The organism is Haloterrigena turkmenica DSM 5511 (assembly GCF_000025325.1).
Lineage (GTDB): Archaea > Halobacteriota > Halobacteria > Halobacteriales > Natrialbaceae > Haloterrigena > Haloterrigena turkmenica.
Genome location: NC_013744.1, coordinates 648338 through 670487 on the forward strand (window position 1 = coordinate 648338; position 22150 = coordinate 670487).

18 protein-coding genes and 1 pseudogene are annotated in these 22150 nt (G+C 64.0%); 6 read left to right on the forward strand and 13 right to left on the reverse strand.

From position 1 onward, the window contains the following. Nucleotides 1-104 precede the first annotated feature (104 nt). The 4 genes and pseudogenes from iolM to HTUR_RS21450 all read right to left on the reverse strand — a co-directional run bounded on the left by iolM (nucleotide 105) and on the right by HTUR_RS21450 (nucleotide 4981). Entirely contained in the window at nucleotides 105-1259 is a 1155-nt protein-coding gene (iolM, locus tag HTUR_RS21435) for a scyllo-inosose 3-dehydrogenase (protein WP_012945439.1), read from the reverse strand. Between the two features lie 108 nt (nucleotides 1260-1367). Then, the gene (locus HTUR_RS21440) at nucleotides 1368-3104 is read right to left on the reverse strand and encodes a thiamine pyrophosphate-binding protein (protein ID WP_012945440.1); all 1737 of its coding nucleotides are present in this window, start codon (nucleotides 3102-3104) and stop codon (nucleotides 1368-1370) included. 67 nt (nucleotides 3105-3171) lie between these two features. Beyond that, nucleotides 3172-4414 (reverse strand): annotated as a pseudogene (locus tag HTUR_RS21445) (RNA-guided endonuclease InsQ/TnpB family protein). A 294-nt stretch (nucleotides 4415-4708) separates the two neighbouring features. Continuing rightward, nucleotides 4709-4981 carry a HalOD1 output domain-containing protein gene (locus tag HTUR_RS21450; protein ID WP_012945441.1) on the reverse strand — a complete coding sequence of 91 codons (273 nt, stop codon included), beginning with the start codon at nucleotides 4979-4981 and terminating at the stop codon, nucleotides 4709-4711. Between the two features lie 294 nt (nucleotides 4982-5275). Here HTUR_RS21450 and HTUR_RS21455 point away from each other — a divergent pair, with 294 nt between their 5' ends. After that, complete coding sequence (locus HTUR_RS21455) at nucleotides 5276-6112, forward strand: MBL fold metallo-hydrolase (RefSeq protein ID WP_012945442.1); 837 nt, start codon at nucleotides 5276-5278, stop codon at nucleotides 6110-6112. 84 nt (nucleotides 6113-6196) lie between these two features. Here HTUR_RS21455 and HTUR_RS21460 read toward each other — a convergent pair whose 3' ends face one another. From HTUR_RS21460 to HTUR_RS21475, 4 genes are all read right to left on the reverse strand, one after another. Next, nucleotides 6197-7216, reverse strand: coding sequence for an LLM class flavin-dependent oxidoreductase (locus HTUR_RS21460; protein WP_012945443.1), 1020 nt, complete (start codon nucleotides 7214-7216; stop codon nucleotides 6197-6199). 294 nt (nucleotides 7217-7510) lie between these two features. Next, complete coding sequence (locus tag HTUR_RS21465) at nucleotides 7511-8749, reverse strand: mandelate racemase/muconate lactonizing enzyme family protein (RefSeq protein WP_049942030.1); 1239 nt, start codon at nucleotides 8747-8749, stop codon at nucleotides 7511-7513. A 283-nt stretch (nucleotides 8750-9032) separates the two neighbouring features. After that, the gene (locus tag HTUR_RS21470; protein ID WP_012945445.1) at nucleotides 9033-10103 is read right to left on the reverse strand and encodes a 2,3-butanediol dehydrogenase; all 1071 of its coding nucleotides are present in this window, start codon (nucleotides 10101-10103) and stop codon (nucleotides 9033-9035) included. Between the two features lie 231 nt (nucleotides 10104-10334). After that, nucleotides 10335-11828: a CoA-acylating methylmalonate-semialdehyde dehydrogenase gene (locus HTUR_RS21475; protein ID WP_012945446.1), complete on the reverse strand. Its 1494-nt coding sequence runs from the start codon at nucleotides 11826-11828 to the stop codon at nucleotides 10335-10337. Between the two features lie 206 nt (nucleotides 11829-12034). On the opposite strand from HTUR_RS21475, the gene HTUR_RS21480 reads away from it, so the two are divergent. The 3 genes from HTUR_RS21480 (at nucleotide 12035) to HTUR_RS21490 (ending at nucleotide 15335) form a co-directional block, all read left to right on the forward strand. Continuing rightward, a complete protein-coding gene (locus tag HTUR_RS21480) occupies nucleotides 12035-12802 on the forward strand; it encodes an IclR family transcriptional regulator (protein ID WP_012945447.1) in 768 nt (255 codons plus the stop codon). Between the two features lie 474 nt (nucleotides 12803-13276). Beyond that, nucleotides 13277-14347: a glucose 1-dehydrogenase gene (locus tag HTUR_RS21485; protein WP_012945448.1), complete on the forward strand. Its 1071-nt coding sequence runs from the start codon at nucleotides 13277-13279 to the stop codon at nucleotides 14345-14347. Between the two features lie 172 nt (nucleotides 14348-14519). Next, nucleotides 14520-15335 (forward strand): sugar phosphate isomerase/epimerase family protein, encoded by an 816-nt coding sequence (locus HTUR_RS21490; protein ID WP_012945449.1) that lies wholly within the window; start codon nucleotides 14520-14522, stop codon nucleotides 15333-15335. A gap of 35 nt (nucleotides 15336-15370) precedes the next feature. Here HTUR_RS21490 and HTUR_RS21495 read toward each other — a convergent pair whose 3' ends face one another. Beyond that, complete coding sequence (locus tag HTUR_RS21495; protein WP_187291499.1) at nucleotides 15371-15949, reverse strand: EamA family transporter; 579 nt, start codon at nucleotides 15947-15949, stop codon at nucleotides 15371-15373. Nucleotides 15950-16138: 189 nt separating this feature from the next. Between HTUR_RS21495 and HTUR_RS27625 the strand changes: the two genes are divergently transcribed. After that, nucleotides 16139-16375, forward strand: coding sequence for a hypothetical protein (locus HTUR_RS27625; RefSeq protein WP_012945450.1), 237 nt, complete (start codon nucleotides 16139-16141; stop codon nucleotides 16373-16375). A 90-nt stretch (nucleotides 16376-16465) separates the two neighbouring features. Here HTUR_RS27625 and HTUR_RS21505 read toward each other — a convergent pair whose 3' ends face one another. Genes HTUR_RS21505 through HTUR_RS21520 form a run of 4 tightly spaced genes read right to left on the reverse strand, consistent with a single transcriptional unit; the run spans nucleotide 16466 to nucleotide 20722 of the window. Further along, complete coding sequence (locus HTUR_RS21505; RefSeq protein WP_012945451.1) at nucleotides 16466-17623, reverse strand: ABC transporter ATP-binding protein; 1158 nt, start codon at nucleotides 17621-17623, stop codon at nucleotides 16466-16468. A 57-nt stretch (nucleotides 17624-17680) separates the two neighbouring features. Further along, nucleotides 17681-18589 carry a carbohydrate ABC transporter permease gene (locus HTUR_RS21510; protein WP_012945452.1) on the reverse strand — a complete coding sequence of 303 codons (909 nt, stop codon included), beginning with the start codon at nucleotides 18587-18589 and terminating at the stop codon, nucleotides 17681-17683. A gap of 2 nt (nucleotides 18590-18591) precedes the next feature. Beyond that, on the reverse strand, nucleotides 18592-19536 hold the full coding sequence (locus tag HTUR_RS21515; protein WP_012945453.1) for a carbohydrate ABC transporter permease: 945 nt from the start codon (nucleotides 19534-19536) through the stop codon (nucleotides 18592-18594). A gap of 22 nt (nucleotides 19537-19558) precedes the next feature. Next, nucleotides 19559-20722: an extracellular solute-binding protein gene (locus HTUR_RS21520; RefSeq protein ID WP_226377528.1), complete on the reverse strand. Its 1164-nt coding sequence runs from the start codon at nucleotides 20720-20722 to the stop codon at nucleotides 19559-19561. 603 nt (nucleotides 20723-21325) lie between these two features. On the opposite strand from HTUR_RS21520, the gene HTUR_RS21525 reads away from it, so the two are divergent. Further along, nucleotides 21326-22123 (forward strand): HpcH/HpaI aldolase family protein, encoded by a 798-nt coding sequence (locus tag HTUR_RS21525; protein ID WP_012945455.1) that lies wholly within the window; start codon nucleotides 21326-21328, stop codon nucleotides 22121-22123. The last annotated feature ends 27 nt before the right edge of the window (nucleotides 22124-22150 follow it).

The window sequence follows — 22150 nt, forward strand, 5'->3', positions numbered from 1 at the left end:
CGACAATCGTCAGCGAGACGCTCGGCCGTCCGTCGCCGTGCGCTTCGGCGTTCGCCTCGAGTTCGAGAAGAGCGGCGATTCCGCGTCAGATCCTCGCTGCGAGACTAAATTTCGATCAGCACTTTCCCGTCGACGCGCTCGGACGCCTGTCGGATCGCATCGTCCGCGTTCTCGAGGTCGAACGTCGACGTGACGATCGGGAGATTGTCGAGGCGTCCGGCGGCCATCAATCGAATTACGCGCGGGTAGACCTGCTGTCCGGTGTGGCCCTCGGAGCCGTAGAGCTGAGCGCTGTTGCCCTGGTACTTCCGGAGCGCGATGTCGGGATCGCTCGCGGCGTTGCTGATGTGGACGACGTTCGCGCCCTCCGCTAGCGAATCCTCGATCGCGGGGTAGGTCTGCGAGACCGCGCCGGCGGTCTCGACGTGGACGTCGGCGCCCTCGCCGTCCGTGACCGACGCGATCGTCTCGACCGGATCGTCCTCGATCGGGTTGTAGACGTGTTCGAACCCGAGCGTGCGGGCGACCTCGCGGCGTTCGTCGGACGGTTCGAACGCGATCACCTCACCGGCACCGGCGGCCCGGGAGACGTTCATCCCGGTCAGGCCGATCGGGCCCGCGCCGTGGTAGACGTGGTAATCGCCGGGCAGGATCCCCTCAGCGCGGGCGAACAGTCCGTGGTACGTGATGGTGCTCGGCTCGATCGTCGCGGCGGCGCGAAGCGCCTCGTCGTCCGTCTCGTAGGCGTCCCGGAGCGCCGAGACGTCCCAGCAGAGCTTCTCCGGAACGGCGGCGTACTCCGCGAACGCGCCGGGGATCGTGAAGCCGAGCTGCTCGAAGTTCTCGCAGTGACCCGTAAAGCCCTGCCGGCACATGTTACAGCGCCCGCAGTAGTCGGTCACCTCCGCGGTGACGAGGTCGCCTTCCTCGAACAGCTGCGCGTCGTCGCCCGTCTCGACGACCTCGCCCACGAACTCGTGGCCGGTCACGTTCGGCAGCCGGAGGTACGCCGAATAGTGGACGTAGCCGTCCTCGTCGGTCTCGAGCATCGAGACGTCGCTCCCGCAGATGCCTGCGTAGCGAACGCGGACGAGCACTTCGTCGCCCTCCGGCGTCGGGCGCTCGCGTTCGGTGACGCGGAGTTCGGGATCTCGCCACACCTGCGAGGCGTTCATCGCCTTCTTCGATTCGCGTTCGGCGTCCGAAACGTCGTACTCCGCTCTTGGGTCCCACTGAGCATCCACTACAAGGGATTTCATACCACGTCATTTGCCATCATCCGACATAAGAATATCGGAGCCGCCGCGGCCGTCGGTCGCGACGAAGGGAGCTCGATCAGCGAACCCTCGTCGGACGGGATCGGGCCGTCAGTCGTCCCGCTCGAGGTCGGCGAGGTCCCACTTGCCGGTGACGATCGCACCGGAATCTTCGTTGTCCGGTTCGACGATGGCTTCGACGAGCGCGGGCCCGTCGTGGGCGAGGGCCTCCTCGAGCGTCTCGGTGAGGTTCTCGGGTTTGATGACGCGCTCGGAGAACTCGACGCCGAACGATTCGGCCATCTGGACGAAGTCGACGCCCTCTTCGAACGGCGTGTTGAGGACGCGGTCCCAGCCGTACTTGTCGACCTGGAGGTTCCGGATCGACTTCCAGCCGTCGTTGTTCACGACGAGCCAGGTGACGTCGACGTCGTGTTCGACCGCGCAGTTGACCTCCTGGTTACACATCATGAAGCTGCCGTCGCCCTCCACGTCGACGACCTGCCTGTCGGGCCGAGCGAGCTTCGCACCGATGGCGGCGGAGACGCCGAAGCCCATCGTCGAGAAGCCGCCACAGGAGATGTTCGTCCGGGGCTCGTACACCGGGAACTGCGGGTTCGTGACCTCCTGTGGCTGACCGGCGCTCGAGACGACGATGCCGTCGCGGTCCAGCGCCTCGCGCAGACTCGCCAGGGCGCGCGAGATCGACATCGGCACGTCATCCGTCTGTCGCTCCTCGACGAGTTCCTGCCACTCGGCCCACAGCCGCTGGATCTCGTCGTAATACTCGTTGTCTTCGGTACCGACGGGGTCGACGCGGTCGGCGACCGCCTCGTGGAGCTGTCGCGTGACGACCTTCGAGTCGCCGAGGATGCCGACCTCGACGGGGTAGTTCTTACCGATCTCCTCGTTGTCGATGTCGACGTGGATGAGCTTGCTCGGCGGGATCTCGAAGCTCACGCCCTGTTCGAACGAGGACGTGTGCATGTCCGTGAACCGACAGCCGATCGCGAGCACGACGTCCGCGTTGCTCGCGAGTTCGTTGCCGGCCGTCGAGCCGATCCAGCCCGCGTAGCCGACGAACAGCTCGTGGTCCTCGGGGATGATCCCCTTCGCCTGGAAGGTCGGGATGACGGGCGCCTTGAGGTGCTCCGCGAGGTCCTGGACCTCGTCCCAGGCCTCGCCGAGCATACAGCCGCCGCCGGGGACGATGACCGGCCGGTCGGCCTCCGCGAGCAGGTCGGCGGCCTCGGAGACGGACTCCGGATCGCCGCCGGGACGGCTGTGGGTTCGCGTCTCCGCCGGCTCCGGAATCTCGACGTCTGCGGCGCCGCCCTGTACGTCCATCGGCACGTCGACGTGGACCGGGCCCGGTCGGCCCGTCGTCGCGACCTGGAACGCACGTCTGAGGACTCGAGGGAGTTGTTCGACGTCGTTCACGACGAAGCTCTTCTTCGTGACCGGCTCCATTACGCTCGGGAAGTCGCCGGGTTTCTGTCGTTCGATCTCCTGGAGGATCCCCTGGCCGTACTCGTGGGTCTGGGGCGCGCCCGTGAAGACGACCATCGGGATCGAGTCGACGTAGGCCGTTGCGACGCCGGTGACCGTGTTCGTCGCGCCGGGACCGATCGACGTGAACACGGCGAGCGGATCGCCGCTGGCACGCGCGTAGCCGTCCGCGAGGTGGGTCGCGCCCTCCTCGTGTCGCGGTTGGATGACCTCGACCTCGGAGTCGTTGAACGCGTCGAGGAGGTTCGTGCTCCCGTGTCCGGGAATGCCGACCAGGTACTCTACGCCCTCTTTCTCCAGATACTTGGCGATAATCTCGCCTCCGGTAAGCGTGGGCATATGTAATGAATTACCCCGATGTGCCTTGAATGTTACCCCGCGCACGGTGGCGCGGGGAATCCTGTTCTTACGAGGGCAGGCTTCCTGTTTCGATGACGTGACTTGCAGACACAGACTGAAATTGGGTCGTGTCCGTAGCGGCCACAGTCTCCACAGGCGTTGATTCGGGCCATCCCAGCCCTATTTCATCGAATCCTCGTTTGAGGACGTTCATCGCTGCGTTTGCGTCCCTGTCAGTCTCGAACCCACAACTTGGACAGGAGTGTTCTCGAACCCAGATGGGTTTCGCTGTCTCCACGCCACACGATGCACACTCTTTCGTCGTTCCTCGTGCTTCAACCTGCACGACGTGAGTGCCGTACAACTCGCCCTTGTATTCGAGCAAAGTAATGAATTGTCGCCATGCCGCATCCTGCTTGTTGCGAGCGTTGCCGTCGCCCTGAAGCATACTCTGGACGTTCAAGTCTTCAACGAATACCGCGTCGTACTCTTTGACGAGCCACGTCGTGATTTTGTGCTGGTAGTCCAGCACCTTCCGACGAATGTAACGCTTGACTTTGGCTACCTTCAGACGTTGCTTCTCGTAGTTGTTCGACCCTTTCTCTTTCCGAGACAGCTTTCGTTGCTCGCGTCGGAGTTGTTCGTACTCGTCTTCGAGGTTGAGCCAATCTACAGTCTTGCCGTCGCTTGTGTGGATGTAGTTGAGGATGCCAAGGTCAATCCCGATGCTGTTGCTCACGTTGAGTGAGTCCACATCGGGTTTCTCGGGAAGGTCAGTCTCATCTGACTCAAGTCCGAAGGAGACGAACCATTCGCCGGTTGTCTCCTTCTTGAACGTGACTTCTTTGACGGTGGCGTTGTCAGGAACCGGTCGTGTGTACCGAATTTTGACCCATCCGATTTTGCTGAAGCGAACGTATGCGTACTTGTCGTGGCCCCTCTTTTCATCGAGGTCGAAACCCGACTGATTGTACGTCACGCTCCGGTACTCGGTGGGCGCTTGCCGTTTGAGCCGACCAACTTTGTGTCCCCTTCTCTTTTTTCTTGCGAAGGTTTGAGAGGTTGCGGTGGAAGCGTGCGACGGTGGCTTGGGCGGCTTTCGAGTGCAGTTCGCTGAACACCGGCCACTTTCGTTTCCACTCGGGGAGTTTGTTGTTCTGGTCGTACTCACTCGGTTTGTCGTCCTCTGGGCTGTTCATGTAGTCCCAGCGGACATGGTTGTAGAGTTGGCGATGAATGTTCAGATGGTGTTCCAGTTCTTCCGCTACCTCTTGTGTCGGGTAAGCGTGGTAGCGGTAACTGTGTTCCATCGCTATCTCTTGATTAGTCGTATTGTCACTTAATGATTTGTATCCCTGCGTGTTAGCTTCATCCCCGACCACGGTGGGTCGGGGTATTTACCTCGCTAACCAGTATAAAAATTCGCCCTCACGTGTCGGTCGACGGAGTCGAGCGACTGGAGGTGGCGGTAGCCGTCCGGGCGCAATCGTCGCTACTCGCGTCTCAAGCCGGATCTCGCCGAAGCCGTGGCAACTGACCACCCCGCCGGCGATCGAGTACGACCGGCTCGCGGTGCTCGCCGTCGCGGCCGCGGACCCGATCAGCTATTCGGTCCGACGTTCGACGCTCACGGACGCCGATTCGTCGATCGTAATCAGATAGCCCTCGTACGCGAACCGAAGAACCAGCGACGACGGGCCCGCTTCGACGGAATCGATCAGGGCGTCGAGTGCCCCCGGATCGACGGTGTCGTACAGCGGCGGTAACTGACTGATCTCCCGATCCGAAGCCGTCGCGACGCGTTTGATGACTTTCGTCGAGACTGACTCTGCGGAGCGTTCCGTTCCAAAGGGGTCGGTTCCGTTTCTGTGTCCCATCCCGTTGCTCACCGATGACGTCGTGCGAGCACAAGAATATTTTTCAGCACAGAGTGGTACTCCGACCAGCCGGTATTTCGCGTTCGCCGGTACGCCGCATCCTTCAGCGGTGTCGGTCTGTGTGTCTGCGACGGCCTCAAGAGGTTCGTCGGTCGCTAGCCTTCTCCGCCTTCCGCCGAGGGCGGCCCGTCGACGTCCGCGGGGATTCCGTGCGGTGGTCCGAACCGAACGTCGCTTCGGACTCGATCGCACGAACCGGTACGCTCTTAGCCGGGTCCGAACTCACGTGTACGTATGGCGATTCACAGCGACTGGAGCGATTGGCTTCCGCGAGCGATCGCGTCGGCCGATCCCGACGGCGTCGCCGTCTGGTATCTCGGCTGCAACGGGTTCGTCCTCAAGGGACGCGGGGGAACGACGATCTTCATCGATCCGTATCTGGGCTTGGGCGACCCGCCGCGGATCATCCGAATGATTCCGGTTCCGTTCGAGTCGGACGACGTCCGCAGCGCGGACGCGATCCTCGCGACCCACGAACACGTCGATCACGTGCACGGGCCGTCACAGGCGCCGATCCTGGCGAACACGGGAGCCTCGTTCTACGGTCCGGACGACGCCGTCGCCATCGCACGCGACGACGAAGCGTGGCCGGATGCCTACGACGTGAGCGACGAGCAACTGGTCGAAGTCGCGGAAGGGGACTCGTTCGACGTCGGCGAGTTCGAGATTCACGTCGAGCCGGCCTACGACCCCGACGCGAGCCATCCGGTCTCGTACGTCGTCGAACACGAAGGTGGCACGTTCTTCCACGGCGGCGACTCGAGGCCGGCAGATTCGTTCGCCGATATCGGCGAGCGCTTCGATATCGACCTCGGCGTCCTCGCGTTCGGGACGGTCGGCGTGATGCCCCATCGAGAGACCGGCACACCGACGGTGACGAAGTGGTACAACGACGAGAATCAGCTGATCGAGGCCGCGAGCGATCTCCGGCTCGATCGGCTCCTGCCGAGCCACTGGGACATGTGGAAGCGGCTCACCGCGGATCCGACCGTGCTACACCATCACGCGCGGAGCGTCGAGTATCCGCGGCGCCTCGAGATCGCCGAAATCGGCGACCGCATCGAACTCTGAGCGGCGAGCGGCGCGATCCGGTTCGGACGACGGCGCCGATCCGAGTTCGACTGATCGACCCACGGCAGTCGACGTGAACGGGCGTTACAGCGACGGGATGACCTCGTCGTTCATGACCTCGAACAGCCGCTCGGGGTCGGGGCTGGTGTTCCCGACCGCGATCCGATCGAATCCCATCTCGGCGTACTCCTCGAGCTGGGCCGCGATCTCCGCCGGATCGTCTGCGATCAAGAACTTCTCCTCGATCTCCTCGCGGGTCGCCTTCTCGCCCTCGGCCTCGATCTCCCGCGGGTCCGACAGCGCCCGGTCGAAGACGTTCTGGGTCGTCGCGTGCCACGGGCGCGTCGCCTCGAGCGCCCGCTCGTAGTCGGGGTGGTAGGACGCCGTCACGAGCAGCGTCGTCTCGATCGCGTCCGGATCGTTGCCCTCCTCCTCGGCGTAGCGACGGATCGCGGGGTAGAGCCGGTCGGTGTACTCCTCGCCCTTCTTGACCGTGATGAACCCGTCGGCGTACCGCGCGGCGAGCCGCGCGGTGCTCGGTCCGTTGGCCGCGATGTGGATCTCCGGCGACTGCTCGGCCATGGTGTACAGCTTGGCCTCGTCGAGGTCGAACCGCTCCCCGTCGTAGGTGACGAACCCGTCCTCGTCGATGCGCTCGCGGACGTCGTCGCTGACCCACTCGTCGTCGCCCCAGAGGGCGCGGATGATCTCGAGGGCCTCCTCGAGCCGGTCCCGGCGTTCGGGATACTCCGGCCAGTCGAAGCCGAGCGGCGTCTCGTTCATTGCCTCGCCGGTGGAGAGCCCGAGCAACACCCGATCGTCGTGGAGCTGCTGGAGGGTCGCGAACGCCTGCGCGATCATGCCGGGGTGGTAGTGGCCCGTCGCGGGCGTCACGCATGTGCCGATCGGTCCGTCCAGTCGTTCCGTCGCGGCGCCGAGCCAGGACCACGCGAACGCCGACTCCGCGCCCGTGTGGAACCACGGGTGGAAGTGGTCCGACGTCCAGACGGTCTCGTAACCGCCGGCCGTGGCCTGTTCTCCGTAGTCCAACAGCGCGGACGGATCGTACTGCTCCTGATGAGCCATGTAATCGATTTCGACCATCGTCGACTGACAGTACGGAGAAGAGCGCATTAGGCTTTGTGCTCGGCTGTCGTGTGAGTACCGTTCTGGTCGCTCTCGAAGATTCGATTGCGGGCTCGAGAACGAGCGCACTCGGCCGAACTTGACTATCAGACGGATGCGGAAGGGCGGAGGTCGGTCGACGGACCGTCACCAGGGGCCGCCGACCGGACTATCAGCGAGAACGGGTGGCCAGTATGCCAGGGGGAAGGGACGGCCAATCGGTAACCGGAATCACCGAATCGGCCGTTCCACGCGGGTGCCGTCGTCGGCTCGTCAGGACCGCTGCTTCCGGTGTTCCTCGACGACGTCCCAGTCGAGTTGGATACCGAGCCCCGGGGAATCGGGAACCTCGAGCCGTCCGTTCTGGATGAGCGGCTCGTCGCGCGCGACGAGGTCGTCCCACCACGAGACCTCTCGGGCGTGGTACTCGAGGGCAACGAAGTTCGGCACCGTCGCGCCGACGTGGGCGGTCGCGACGGTCGCGATCGGGCTGCCGATGTTGTGGGGGATGAGCGCCTGGTAGTAGGCCTCGGCCATGTCCGCGATCTTCTTCGTCTCGGCGATCCCGCCAGTCTTGGGCACGTCGGGGGCGAGGAAGTCGACGGCCTGCTCCTCGATCAGGTCACGGAAGCCGTGGCGACCGTAGCGGTTCTCGCCGGTCAGCAGCGTCGTGTCGACGCTGCGCTGTAGTTCGCGCATCGCGTCGGTGTTCTCCGGCGGCAGGGGATCCTCGACCCAGGCGAGGTCGTACGGCTCGATCGCCCGACAGAGCTGCTTGGCCGTCTCGGGGCTGAAGTTCCAGTGGAGATCGACCGCGACCTCGGCCTCGTGGCCGATCTCGTCGGTGACGGCCTCGACGACCGAACGCTTGTGCTCGACCTCCGGCGGATCGAAGTGCCGCGAGAGGGTGTCGATGTCGCGGCCGGACGGGACGTCGAGGTCGAACTTGATCATATCGAACCCGTCGTCGACGGCCATGCGCGCGGCCTGGGCGTACGCTTCGGGTTCGTACGTCGTCTCCTCCTGGCCCTCCTCGGCCGAGGAGACCATCGCCTCGCCGGCGTGACAGTCGGCATAGACGCGGACCTCCTCGCGGGTCTTCCCGCCCAGTAGCTGGTAGACCGGCTGGTTGAGCAGCTTCCCGGCCGCGTCCCAGAGGGCGATCTCGACGCCGCTGATGGCGATCGTTCCGACGCCCCACTGGGAGCCCCGTCCCGAGAGGCTCTCGCGCATGAGGTTGTAGAGTCGCTCGACGTCGAGCGGGTTCTCGCCGACGAGCACCGGTCGGAGGTAGTCCGTGACGATCTCGTGGACGCCCGGCGATGGGTAGGCCTCGCCGATTCCCGTCACGCCGCGATCGGTCTCGACGGTGACGATCGTCCACGGGAAGTTGCCGTCGATGACGAACGAGTCGATGTCGGTGATCTCGGCCGTCGGGCCGTCCCGTTCGGGCTGGTCGTCGAAGTCGGTCCACATCGTCGCCGCGAGCGTGGATGCAAAGTCCTCGTACATGGTCTGTGTCGTGTCGAATATCAGCGTGTGCATTTCGCAGTCGGTTCCGTCCGTCGTTCGGAGCGGCGCGACTCGCTTCGACCGTCGTCGGTCCCGCGACCCCGCGTCGGACCGCTCGAGTCCCAGGGGGTGATAGCGAGTCGCATTATCAAGTCGATTGCGGAGACGCCTGTTATAGTTTCCGGTGATCGGAGGCGAGTGCGGGCGTCGCGGTCGACCGGTCGCTCCGGCGCCGCCCGCGCATCCGGCAGCGGCCGCGTGTACGGCCGTCCGGAATCCGTCATCAGGGCTCGACCAGGATCTTGACGTGTGCCGTGTCGGGAGCCGTCAGCTCCTCGAACCCCTCCTCGACGATGTTCTCGAGCGAAATTCGCTTCGTCGCGAACGCGTCGGTGTCTATCTCGCCGTCCGCGATCGACCGAACGATCGCGTCGAACTCGGTGCGGAACGAGCGCGGCGGAAACCCGTAACAGAAGGTCCCTCTGAGTTCGCGTTCGTTCAGGACGATCTCGTCCAGATCCAGTGCGACCGCACCGTCGCTGAGGCTCCCGACGGTGACGGCGCCGCCGCGGCGGGTGCTCCGAATCGCCGCATCGACCGACGGCTCGACGCCGGCGAACTCGAACGCGGCGTCGACCCCGTCGTCGGTCGCGTCCGCGATGCGCTCGACCGCGTCCTCCTCGAGCGGATCGATCGCGACGTCGGCGCCAAGTCGGCGCGCGACCTCGCGTCGGTGCTCGTTCGGTTCGGAGGCGAAAATCCGCTTCGCGCCGCCGGCTTCGGCGGCCCGGAGCGCGGTGAGGCCGATCGGTCCGCAGCCGAAGACGGCCACCGTGTCGCCGGCGCACATTCCGGACCGACGGACCGCGTGCAGGCCGACCGCCAGGGGTTCCACGAGCGCGCCCTCCCACAGATCGACGCTCTCGGGCAGGACGTGGACCTGCCGGGCCGGCACGACGGCGCTCTCCGCGAAGCCGCCGGTCCCGGTCTCGAGACCGATGGCGAGGCTATCGTCGCAGCGGTTGTACCGCCCGTCCGCACAGTAGACGCAGTCGTGACACGGGATGTTCGGGTGGACCGTCACCGGATCGCCGACCGCGAGTCGCATCACGTCGTCGCCGACTTCGCTGACGCGGCCGCTGAACTCGTGTCCGATAACGATCGGGCGACTCGCGCCCGTCTGCGGGTGTTCGCTGTCGGGAGTGAGAGCCGCCCGCTCGTACTCGTGGAGGTCGGTGCCACAGATCCCGCAGACGTCGACGTCGATCCGAACGTCGGTCGGGCCGACGTCGCCCGGGTCGGCGTCCTCGTCGATGCGGATATCGCGCTCGCCGTAGAATCGTGCTGCTTTCATGGGGTATCCGGTGTCTCGTTCGTGACACCGCTAGACTGTGCGTTTCGCTCCGTCGGGATATCTCTTTCCCGACTCGGTATCGAGCGGGTTCTCGCCGACGCGACGGGCGTCGGACTGGCGGATGACTGAGACGAATAAAACGGGTGGAACCGGCGTCGCCTCGATCGAAATAACGCGGGAAGGACCCTCAGCGAGCGCGGGAACGGGACGGAGACGCGGTCTCGATCGGCGTTAGCTGTACCAGCGTTCGATCTGGATGGTCTTCTCGGTGTAGAAGTTGACCGCGTCCTCGCCCTGAGCGTGGAGGTCGCCAAAGAACGACGCCTTCCGGCCGCCGAAGTGGAAGAAGCCCATCGGGGCGCAGACGCCGACGTTGATCCCGATGTTCCCCGCGTCGACCTCGTACCGGTACTGGCGGGCCTCGCTGCCGGACTCGGTGTAGAGCGAGGAGGCGTTGCCGTACTTCGTCGAGTTGACCATCTCGATGGCCTCGTCTAAGTCCTCGGCCTCGGCGAGACAGAGCACCGGCCCGAAGATCTCCTCTTGGGCGATCTCCATGTCGGTCGTGACGCCCTCGAGGAGCGTCGGGCCGAGGAAGTTACCGTCCAGTTCGGGATGTTCGAAGTCCCGGCCGTCGAGGACGAGTTCGGCGCCTTCCTCGAGCGCGTTCTCGATCAGGCCGAGCACGCGCTCGCGCGAGTCGTCGGTGATCAGGGGGCCGACTTCGGTCTCCTCGTCGACGCCGGCGCCGACGGTGAGGTTCTCCGCGGCGTCGACCAGCTGCTCGCGGAGGTTGTCGTAGACGTCGCCGACGCCGACGACGACGTCGTTGGCGAGACAGCGCTGACCGGCGTTGCCGTAGACAGAGCCGATGATGTTCGGAACCGATTCCTCGACTTCCGCGTTCTCGCTGACGACGGCGTAGTTCTTCGCCCCGCCCTGGGCCTGCACGCGCTTGCCGTGTTCGGCGGCGGTCTCGTAGACGTGCTTGGCGACGGGCGAACTGCCGACGAACGAGACGCCCTCGATGTCATCGTGCTCGAGCAGCGTGTTGACGGTCTCGGCCCCACCGTTGACGAGGTTGACGACGCCGTCGGGAAAGTCGACCGCGTCGACGGCCTCGAAGATGAGCTGGGAGCTCAGCGGGACCTTCTCGCTGGGCTTGAGAATGAACGTGTTCCCGGACGCGACCGCGTACGGCAGGAACCACAGCGGGATCATCGCCGGGAAGTTAAACGGCGTGATGGCAGTGAAGACGCCAAGGGGCTGCCGGACGGCGTGTTCGTCCATCCCGGACGCGACGTCCTCAACGTTGCCGCTGCCCTCGCGCATCATGTTGGGCATTCCGCAGGCCACTTCGACGTTCTCGATGCCGCGCTTGATCTCTCCGCGCGCCTCTGCGACGGTCTTCCCGTGCTCGCGGGAGAGCGCGGTCGCGATCTCGTCGATTCGGTCCTCGAGTTCGGTCTTCAGGTCGAAGAGGTACTGGACGCGCTCGGCGACGGGTGTCTGTCGCCACTCTTCGAAGGCCTCGTTTGCGGTCTGTACTGCGTCGTCGACGGTCTCGACGGTCGAGAACTCGACCGTCGCGAGTTCGTCCCCCGTCGCGGGATCGACGACGGGCTGGGACGTCTCGCTTGCGGGCGTGGTCCACTCGCCGCCGACGTAGTTGTCGACGTGGTCACGAACGGCTGGTGAAACGGCTCGCTCTCTTTGCTCGGACATGCGAGTGAGTGGTTGTGGTACGCACACAAATACGTTACGCTCGAACCGATTCCCTCGCGCGAGACGCCCCTGACCGCCCCCGTCGAGCGGGGATTCGGGGCGCTTCCAACTCTCGGCGACACTCGAGACCGCGTTTGAATGGGTCAAACAGCGTTCGCGTTTGTCACACACAAACAATTTAGTGGTATCGAGTGTTCATCGGGCGTATGGCAAAGACGACGAAATCGAGAACGATTCAGGCGGTGGGGATCACGCTCGAGATTATCGACTACCTTCACGAGCACGACAGCGCGCGGATCACCGAGATCGCGAACGAACTCGGGCGGGCGAAAGGAACCATCCACTGCCATCTGGCCACCCTACTCGAGAAGGAACACGTCATCAAGAGCGGGGACGAGTACCAGCTCAGTCTCCGCTACCTCGAACTCGGCGAGGGAGTGAAAGACCGGCTGGGGTTCTACGATGTCGTCACCGACGAACTGGACGAACTGGCCGAAGAGTCCGGCGAGTTGGTACAGTTCGCGACGGAAGAACACGGCCGCGCGGTGTACCTGTACAAGACGGGCGGCGACCGGGCCGTCCAGACCGCCTCGTCGATCGGAAAACGGGAGTACCTCCACTGCCTCGCGCTCGGAAAGGCGATCCTCGCACACACCCCGCGCGAGCGCGTCGAAGAGATCATCGATCGCCACGGGTTGAAGCGGTACACGCCCCAGACCATCACCGACCGCGAGGAACTCTTCGACGAACTCGAGGCGGTCCGCGAGCGCGGGTACGCGTTCGACGAGGAAGAGAAGATCGAGGGACTACACTGCGTCGCAGCGCCGGTCATGGCCGGCGAGGACGAAGTCCTCGGTGCCGTCAGTCTCTCCCGACCCTTGAGTCGGATGACGGGCGATCAGTTCAAGGAGGAAATCCCGAATATGGTCACCCGCTCCGCGAACGTCATCGAAATCAACGCGAAGTACTCCTGAACCACCCTTATTTGACTCTCTCAAACGCCCCTTCGCATCAGTGAGCTGTGAACGAGTCTCATCGTCGTTCGCGGTCGTCCGTTCGGAATCAACCGCTTAACGGCTGCTTTCAGCCCTTCTGTGAGAGCTGTCCGTAGCTACTCGATCGAATGGCGGTGCGACGGCGCTTCCGGGGAACTGACGGAATAGCGGACCGGTGACTCCCGATCGAATTTATTTACACCCATATGTCTGTAATAGACGGCTGCTCAAACGGACTCGAGTTCGGAACAGACAGCGCGACCTGAAATCAGGCGGATTTGAACCTCTCAAACGGCGTTCGTCACTCCGTCGCAAACGGAATTCGGACGGCGATGCGACTCGAGTCGCCGGGGCGAGACGGCGACGCGAGGAGAGATCGAGCGCACAGCGAGTTCGGTTCAGAAACGGCGGGGAACGACTATATGCGATCGCTGGAAAGAGGTATACGTACCTATGCGCGCCGTCGCACTGTTTCCGGACGAGCCAGAACTGCGTGTCATCGAGAAACCGAAACCGACCCCCGAGAACGGTGAGGCTCTGATTCGAACCGTCGCCGTCGGGATCGACGGCTCGGACAGGCGCATCGCGGCCGGCGAAATCGGCGGCGACGTTCCCGACGGCGAGGACCACCTCGTCATCGGCCACGAGGCGGTCGGCGTCGTCGAAGAGCCGAACGGAACTGACCTCGCGAGAGGCGACGTCGTCGCCCCCCTCGTGCGACGCCCCGTCGGCGACGGATCGAGATTCGCGGCCAACGGCGAACTCGACATGGCCCCTCCCGGGAGTTTCCACGAGTGCGGGATCACCGGCGCACACGGGTACATGTCGGAGTTTTTCACCGCCCGCCCGGGGTATCTCGTTCCGATCCCCGAATCGCGCGCGGCGTACGGCTTCTTCGTTGAACCGGCGAGTCTCGTCGAGAAGGCCCTCGACCAGACGGAGGCGGCGCGGTCCGGATTCGACTGGCGGCCGTCGAGCGCGTTCGTTCTCGGGAACGGCAACCTCGGGCTGCTCGCGCTGACGCGACTCGAGACCGGCGACGAGTTCGAGCGAACCTACTGTCTCGGCCGGCGAGACCGACCGGATCCGACGATCGACGTCATCGAAAACGTCGGCGGCACCTACGTCGACTCGAGGGAGCTCTCGCTCGACGAGTTTCCCGCAGTCCACGAGCCGGTCGATTTCGCCTTCGAGACGACGGGACACCCCGCCCACGCCGTCGAAGCCGTGGACGCGCTCGCTCCGAACGGCGTCGTGACGCTCCAGGGGATTCCGGGCTCGTCGTCGACGGTCGAAATCGACGGGGGCGCGTTCCACACGGATCTGGTCGTCACCAACAAGGCGATCCTCGGGGTCGTGAACGCCCGACGGTCTCACTTCCGTGCCGCCGCCGAGTGGCTCGCCGAAACGCCGGAGTCGGTGCTCGACGCGCTCGTGACCGGCGTCTACGGACCGGACGAGATAGACGAGGCGTTCGCCGACTCCGCGGAGACGATAAAGACGGTCGTCTCGTTCGATCGCTGAGTTCGACCGCGTAGTCGACAGGGACGACCATAGACAAACGGAGTCGATTCCGTCTCGAGCGGCTCGGATAGCAACCGTCGGGTCCGCTGTTTACCCGTTTCCGGCCGAACGCCGCACGAACGACCCGTGAACCGTCGGAAGCTATTTTTCCGTGGGAGACATCCGCTACCGCATGGGAACCGGGTACACGACGATCATGTACGGTGCCGAATCGATCGAGGACGCGCTCGGCGACATCGCCGCCTGTCGGTACGACGGCGTCGAGATCAGCCTCGAGAAGATCCGTGCGAACGACGCCGAGACCGTCGACCGGTGGCTCGACGAGTACGACCTCGAGTTCTACCTCGCGATGAGCGAGTGGATCGAAACCGAGGACGCGGTCCGGCGAGTGATCGACGACATACCGGTCGCGGCCGATCTCGGGGCGGAGTTCGTCGGGATACTCCCACCACAGCGGGCTCGCCACGACGGCGACACCGTCGAGCGGTGGCTCTCCCGGATCAGCGAGGCGGCCGTCGACGCCGGACTGCGGCCGCTCGTCCACCACCACGGCGCGACGAGCGTCGAGCAGCCGGACGAGATCCGGCGCTATCTCGACGCCGTCGACGGGCTCGAGCTCCTGTTCGACACCGCTCACTACTACCCCTACGGCGACAACTTTCCCGACGGCGACGTGACCGACGGACTCGAGCGATTCGCCGACGATATCGGCTACGTCCATCTCAAGGACGTGGATCCGGTCAAGGACTTCGCGGCGAACCGGGACGCGCTCTCCGACGCCGACTTCCACCTCGACAACGTCATCAACTACTTCCGGTCGTTCACCGACCTCGGCGAGGGGATTCTCGACTTCGAGGCGATCTTCGAGACGCTCTCGGACGCGGGGTACGAGGGTCACTACACGATCGAGATCGAGAACCGAACCGAGCGACCGCTCGTCCACGCCAAGCGGAACTACGATTACTGGGCCGCCGTCCGGAACGCCTAACCGGGAGCCGGCCGTCTCCCGGCGCGATCGACGGGTTACCCCAATTGCATCAGCGTCGCGCCGGCGATGATGACGGTGATGCCGCCGAGGAGCCACGGCGATCGCGGCACCTGGCGGACCATCGCGTAGGAGATGCCGACGATGACGAGGGGGTAGACGTTCGAGAGCGGAACGACGGTGATGACCGTGCCGCTCTGGAGCGCCGAGAACCAGGCGAGCCAGTTCGCCGCGACGAAGACGCCCGCGAGCGTAAACGCGCCGAGCGCGGTTCGATCGCGAATTCGGACGCGTGAGCGGACGTCCGATGAGACGCCGAAGAGCGCGACGAACGCGGCGAGCGCCGCCGTTTGGCCGACCGCCGTCCCGATCAGCGGATCGGCGTACCCGTCCAGCCCGATCGCGACGAGCACGAACGACGCGCCCAGCGTGAGCATCGCGGCGACCGGAACGAGCAGGTCTCTCGCCTCGAGTCGCGCGAACTCCGCCACGAGGAGGTCGTCGCCCTCGTCGCTCGTCGATCGCGAGATCTGTAACACGACGCCGCCGGCGACGATGCACAGCAACCCCACCCCGGAAGCGACGGTGAAGGACTCCCCGAGAACGGGGACGGCCAACAGCGCGGCGACGGCAGGGTTCGCGCCGACGACGGCGGCCGCGACGAGGTGCCGACGCGATCGATACCGCGGAAGTAGAGCAATCGAAACGCGGCCGGGTTGCCGAGGCCCGCGATCGCGAACGGCGCCAGCTGGCCGACGGTCACGCCGTCGAACGACGCCCCGCGAACGAGGAGCAGTCCCCAGAAGATGACGACGCTGACGACGATCGTGACGACCGTCGCGGCGAGCGCCGGCGACGTGTGCTCGGTATCGGTGCCGTTTTTCAGTCCGTACTCGACCGAGATGGCCTGTAGTCCCGAGAACACCGACGCGAGCAGCGCGAGGACGGCGCTCAGTTCCAGCAGCATCGTCGGATCACCGGTGATCGATTTCGGTCGCGGAGTGCATCGAGCCGCGGTCTCGTTCCGATCGGTACGCTACTGACATACGGTATCGTTGTGAACCGCCCGTCGAGATACTGATATCGATGTCGGCGACGCGTCGCTTCGAACGCCGGAAACGGGGGAACTCTATTCAGTCCGAGGTGGATTCGGCGTGTCGTTCCGTCGCTTTCGTTCGCGCGACGTCACCGTCCGCGATCCGTTCTCCGGTCCGGTTATCGAACCCGTGCACCAGCGGATCGTCCACCGTGAGCCAGATCGGTTCGTTCCGCATGGCTTCGACGGTACTCGGCGCTTTCACGGTGAGTTCGATGTGATCTCCCTCCTCGTCGCCGACGAGGACGTCGATGATCTGGTCGTCGCCTTGCGGCTCCGTCACTTTGACCTCTCCGCGGATCGCGTTATCCACCGGCTCCGTGTGGGCGGTGAAGTACTGCGGTCGGATGCCAAGGGTCAGCTCTCCGTGCTCCCGGTAGCGGTCGGCGACGGTCGACTCCAGCCGGTATTCGAACCCTTCCGTGGCGTTCATCGAACGGATCGTCCCCGAGTCGTCGATCTCGACGTCGACGAAGTTCATCGACGGCGAGCCGATGAAGCCGGCGACGAACCTGTTCTTCGGTTCGTGGTACACCTCGTCGGGAGTCCCGATCTGCTGGATGTGCCCGTCGTTCATCACGATGAGCTTGTCGCCGAGCGACATCGCCTCCTCCTGATCGTGGGTCACGTACAGCGTGGTGATGCCGAGCTCGCGCTGGAGCACCTTGATCCGACTGCGCATGCTCAGCTTCAGCTTCGCGTCCAGGTTCGCCAACGGCTCGTCCATCAGGAAGACCGAGGGCCGACGGATGATCGCCCGTCCGAGCGCGACGCGCTGTTGCTGGCCGCCGCTTAAGTTGTCGATATCTCGGTCGAGTAGCTCCGGAATCTCGAGCATCTCCGCGACCTCCTGAACGCGCTCGGCGCGGGCGTCGCCGTCGATCCCTTCGACTTTGAGCGGGTAGCCGATGTTCTCCCGGACGGACATGTGCGGGTAGAGCGCGAAGTTCTGGAACACCATCGCGGCGTTCCGATTCTTCGGGTGGACGTCGGTGACGTCGTAGTCGCCGAGTTTGATCGTCCCGCTGGTCGGTTCGGTGAGGCCGGCGAGACAGCGCAGCGTCGTCGTCTTGCCGCAGCCGCTGGGCCCGAGGAGGATGGCGAACTCGCCGTCATCGACGGTGAGGTTGATGTCCTCGACCGCGATCGTGTTTCCGTATCGCTTCTCGACCGAATCGTACGTAACGTTAACCATTGCTGTATTCCTCCGTGAGTCGCCGCGTGTGAGCCGCGTTGGTTCGAGCGCTGTGCGTCATTTGCCGACTGCCCCCATGCTGAATCCGCGAACGAGCTCCTGACGCGCGACGAACGCGAACAGGAGCACCGGGATGAGCGCGATCGTCCCGGCGACGCTGACGTTGATCCACTGGACCGAGTACTTCGTGACGAACGACGAGAGGCCGACCGGCAGCGTCATCGCCGCGACGTCCTGGGTCAGGATGATCGCGAACAGGAGCTCGTTCCAGGTAATGATCGTCGTGAAGATCGCCGACGCGAGCAGGCCGGGCTTGACCAGCGGCAGGACGATCTTGAAGAACGCCCCGATGTGGGTGTGCCCGTCCAGCATCGCGGACTCCACGAGGCTGGCCGGCACCTCCTCGAAGAACCCCTTCATCATCCAGACGGCGAAGGGGATGTTGAACATCACGTACACGCAGATCAGCCCGTACAGCGTGTTCACCAGCTGGAGATTCCGGAAGATGACGAACAGCGGAATGATCGTCACGATCGGCGGCATGAACCGCGTCGAGAGGATGTAAAACGGCAGGTGGAAGTCCAGATTGTACGGGAAGTCGAAGGTGACGAACCCGTACGCAGCCGCCGCCCCGATGGTCGTCGCGATGATGGTCGTCACGACCGTGATCACGATGCTGTTGAAGATGTACTGGTAGAACTCCGGGCGCTGGACAAACAGCTGGGCGAAGTTGCTCACCTGAAACTCCGCCGGGATCCAGGCCGGCGGAAACGACAGCAGCGTCTGTCGCGACTTCAGCGCACCCGAGACGAGCCAGTAGACCGGGAACAGCGTCCAGAGCAGGAAGAACCCGAGCACTCCGTAGATGACCGCTTTGCTGATGCCCTTCTCTGCGAGGGTCTCCTGTAGTCGTTCGATTCGCGACGGTTCCCTGAACGGAACGTCCGGTTGTTGTTCTGTTGCCATGGTTAGAACTCGATGTCCGCGATTTTGACGAAGCTCATCGCCAGGATCAACACGACGACGAGCAGCGAGATCGCCATCGCCGAGGCCTGGCCGAAGTTGCTAAACCGGAACGCGGTCCGGTACATTTCCATGCTGATCACGTTCGTCGCGTTCGACGGGCCGCCGCGGGTCAGGATGTACACCTTCGCGAAGACGCGCAGCGCGTCGACGACGCGGATGATCAGCACGAGCACGATCAGCGACTTCAGGTACGGGAACACGATGTCGACGAACCGTCGCCACCGGGGCGCCCCGTCCATAATCGCCGCCTCCTGAATGTCGTCCGGCACCGACTGCAGCCCCGCGAAGATCACCAACACGACCAGCGGCGTCCACTGCCAGACGTCGGTCGCGACGACGGCGTACAGCGCGACGTCGGGATCGCTGATCCAGCCGACGTTGCGCCCGATAAACGGCGCGGCCATGAAATCCAACAGCCCGTCGGGCGTGTACATGAGCCGCCAGATCAGGCCGATCACGGTCGGCGAGAGGATCATCGGAATCAGGATCAGCGTCTGCCACAGCCCGCGCATTTTGATCTTCTTGTTCAACACGAGCGCGATCCCGAATCCGAGCGCGAACTCGAGGCCCACTGCTAGTCCGATGAACTTGCCAGTCACCACGAGCGACTCGAGGAACGCGCCGTTGTCTAACAGATTGACGTAGTTCTCGATGCCGACGTAGGTCGTCCGCCCGCCGGGCAAGAACTGCTGGGTCGACATCTGGATCGCGCGCAGGAGCGGGTAAAACGTCAGCGCGAACAGGAGGAACACGGCCGGAAGGGTCATGAGCCACTTCAGCCGCTCGTCGACCCACAGGAGCACGCGCTCCCGGGTCGATTTCTCCGCGCCCAGCTGCTCGTCGAGGTCGGCCGTCGAATGTACGTCCGTCCCTGTTTCAGTTGCCATTGTTTGATCCCGTTGGCGTCATCTAGTAGTATCCCGCGTTTTCGAGGATCGACTCGACCTCGTTCTTGGTTTCGCTCACGACCTCGGCCGGGCTCATGTCGCCGGTCAGTGCGCTGTTGAGGTACTCCCCTTGGGTCACGTCGATCTCGTTCCAGAGGGGCGTCCGCGGCCGCGGTTTGGCGTTTTGCAGGCTCTCGTACAGCGCTTCGTACCACGGCTCGGCGTCCATGTTGTCCTCGAAGGTGTCGTGGCGGAAGGGGACGCCGCCGAGTTCCACGTAGCGGTCCTGTGCCTCCTTGGAGATGATGGACTGGATGACCGTGCCGGCGTCTTCCTTCCGGTCGTCGGAGATGTTCGAGTTGATACCGAGCAGCCAGTTGCCCTGCATCGGCGCCTGCTGTACCTCGCCTTCCGGGATCGGAATGAACTCCAGATTGTCGGCTTCTGCGGTGTCGTCGTCGAGCAGCGTCGACGCCGCGGCCGGCCACGCCATCCCCTGGGCGGCCGAGCCCTCGCCGATCCGATTCAGCACCTGATCGCTGTTGAACGATCCGACGCCGTCCGGCGAGATCGATCGCAGATCGTCGACGAAGAAACTGACAACGTCCTCGCCCTCGCTGGAGTCCCACTGGTACCGCCAGTCCTCGTCGAACATGTCTCCGAGGTTCGACCACCCGATGCTCATGAAGTTCGTGTTCGCCGGGTTGCCGCGCTGACCGCGGATCACGTACCCGTTCGTGTCCGCGATCTCCTCGTCGATGCTCTGCCCGGCGCGTAACACATCGTCCCACGTCTTCGGCTCCTCTTCACCGACCTCCTCGTAGTAGGCGGTGTTGTAGACGAACATCTGCGTGTTCCCCACGACGACCTGCCCGCGGATCTTCTCGTCCATATCCTCGGCGGACGGAACTTTCGGGGCGCCGGGCGTCGGCCACGTGGTGATGTCGACCGTCGTGTCGATGAGTTGCTCCGTGGGCAGCCCGTCGGGAAGCCACTGCTCGAGCGGATCGAGGTTCGCCGCGAACTGCGGGAACCACGTGTCGTCCATGAGGATGGCGTCGTACCCCGTTCCGCCGGTCGTGAGGACGCTGCTGACGCGTTCGTAGAGGTTCGCGTACGGGAATAACGTGACGTCGATGGAGAGATCCGTCTCGTCCCTGACGTAGTCGTCGATCAAATTCTCCACGAGTCGGCCTTCGCCCTCGACGGCGATGATGCTGACGTCGCTATCGTTACCGCCACCACCGACGCAACCTGCGAGCCCGGTTACGGCCGCCGCACCGCCGACGCCGGCCAGAAATCGACGTCGCGAACTGTGCTTCGTGATCGCTGCGGAATCGCCATTCTCGGACCTATCACTCCGATTCGTTGCCCTGCCACTAGTTGGCATGTGAACAGTGTTATTCGTACCCAGATATAAATCATGCGGTTAATGAGAGTTCGAGAATATGTGTGGCTGAAAATATCGTCTTTCACCGCCGTTGGCCGGGCGAACACTGGCGTCGTTCGGCGGGTGAAGAGACCACGACGGCAATGTCGACTCGAGCCGAGCTCTCAATCGGCGTGCGGACGGACGCGAAACAGGAGCGGCGTATCGGTGATTGCGACAATCGCCGGAGTGAGTCCCGAAATCAACTGCGCTCGAGCGAATCGACCCAGTACAGGGTTAAGTATTTATGTGAGATTCACCAACACTGGAGCACGCTGATCAAGCACGCGCTCTCGGACCCCGTCAACGGATGCACGTACCGATTGGCCGTTCCGGAGAGCGAGACGCCAGGGATACACTATGAAGAACCTCAAGCAAAAATTCCACACGGAAACGGATATCGCCGGTGCGTGGCTCTCGATCGGCCACCCCACCGTCGCAGAAGTAACGGCAACTGAAGGGTTCGACTTCGTCCTCGTCGACACCGAACACACGCCGTTAACGCTGGAAACGGTCGAAAACATGTCACGCGCCGTCGACGGCGCCGACGGAGAGACGGAAACGCTCGTCCGGGTCCCGTCGAACGATCCCGTCCGGATCAAACGCGTCCTCGATATCGGCGTCGCCGGAATAATGGTCCCGATGATCGAAACGGCCGACGAAGCCCGCGAGGTCGTCGATGCGGTCACCTATCCGCCGAACGGGATTCGCGGAGTCGCGTCGGGCCGCGCGTCGGCGTACGGCGACGACTTCCAGGAGTACGTCGAAAACGCCAACGAGTCGATCGCCACCGTCGTCCAGATCGAGACCCAGACCGGCCTCGATAACGCTCGAGAGATCGCCGCGGTCGACGGCATCGACGCCGTGTTCGTCGGCCCGGCAGATCTGTCCGCGAATCTCGGCATCTTCGGCGAGTGGGAGAACGATCGGTTCGACGATGCGATCGAACGCGTCGTCACCGCCGGCGAGGACGCCGACGTCCCGGTCGGAACGTTCGTCGTCGATCCCGGCGACATCGAAATGCGCGTCGAACAGGATTTCGACTTCCTCATCGTCGGAAAGGATACGAACCACCTGTCGTCCGGCAACGAGGAGGTCCGCCAGCGCTACGCCGAAACGGTGTCACAGCAGGCGACACCGTCCATGAGCGAAGACTGACGCGCCGGTTCTCCGTTCTTTTGCGAA

Bases quoted from the DNA above. Each gene is read 5' to 3' on its own strand.
- HTUR_RS21455 (WP_012945442.1), top strand. From the start codon at position 5,276: ATGGCGATTCACAGCGACTGGAGCGATTGGCTTCCGCGAGCGATCGCG.
- HTUR_RS21440 (WP_012945440.1), bottom strand. From the start codon at position 3,104: ATGCCCACGCTTACCGGAGGCGAGATTATCGCCAAGTATCTGGAGAAA.
- HTUR_RS21465 (WP_049942030.1), bottom strand. From the start codon at position 8,749: ATGTACGAGGACTTTGCATCCACGCTCGCGGCGACGATGTGGACCGAC.
- HTUR_RS21510 (WP_012945452.1), bottom strand. From the start codon at position 18,589: ATGGCAACAGAACAACAACCGGACGTTCCGTTCAGGGAACCGTCGCGA.
- HTUR_RS21480 (WP_012945447.1), top strand. From the start codon at position 12,035: ATGGCAAAGACGACGAAATCGAGAACGATTCAGGCGGTGGGGATCACG.
- HTUR_RS21450 (WP_012945441.1), bottom strand. From the start codon at position 4,981: ATGGGACACAGAAACGGAACCGACCCCTTTGGAACGGAACGCTCCGCA.
- HTUR_RS21485 (WP_012945448.1), top strand. From the start codon at position 13,277: ATGCGCGCCGTCGCACTGTTTCCGGACGAGCCAGAACTGCGTGTCATC.
- HTUR_RS21515 (WP_012945453.1), bottom strand. From the start codon at position 19,536: ATGGCAACTGAAACAGGGACGGACGTACATTCGACGGCCGACCTCGAC.
- HTUR_RS21525 (WP_012945455.1), top strand. From the start codon at position 21,326: ATGAAGAACCTCAAGCAAAAATTCCACACGGAAACGGATATCGCCGGT.
- HTUR_RS21460 (WP_012945443.1), bottom strand. From the start codon at position 7,216: ATGGTCGAAATCGATTACATGGCTCATCAGGAGCAGTACGATCCGTCC.
- HTUR_RS21490 (WP_012945449.1), top strand. From the start codon at position 14,520: ATGGGAACCGGGTACACGACGATCATGTACGGTGCCGAATCGATCGAG.
- HTUR_RS21470 (WP_012945445.1), bottom strand. From the start codon at position 10,103: ATGAAAGCAGCACGATTCTACGGCGAGCGCGATATCCGCATCGACGAG.
- HTUR_RS21505 (WP_012945451.1), bottom strand. From the start codon at position 17,623: ATGGTTAACGTTACGTACGATTCGGTCGAGAAGCGATACGGAAACACG.
- HTUR_RS27625 (WP_012945450.1), top strand. From the start codon at position 16,139: ATGACGACGCTGACGACGATCGTGACGACCGTCGCGGCGAGCGCCGGC.
- HTUR_RS21475 (WP_012945446.1), bottom strand. From the start codon at position 11,828: ATGTCCGAGCAAAGAGAGCGAGCCGTTTCACCAGCCGTTCGTGACCAC.
- iolM (WP_012945439.1), bottom strand. From the start codon at position 1,259: ATGAAATCCCTTGTAGTGGATGCTCAGTGGGACCCAAGAGCGGAGTAC.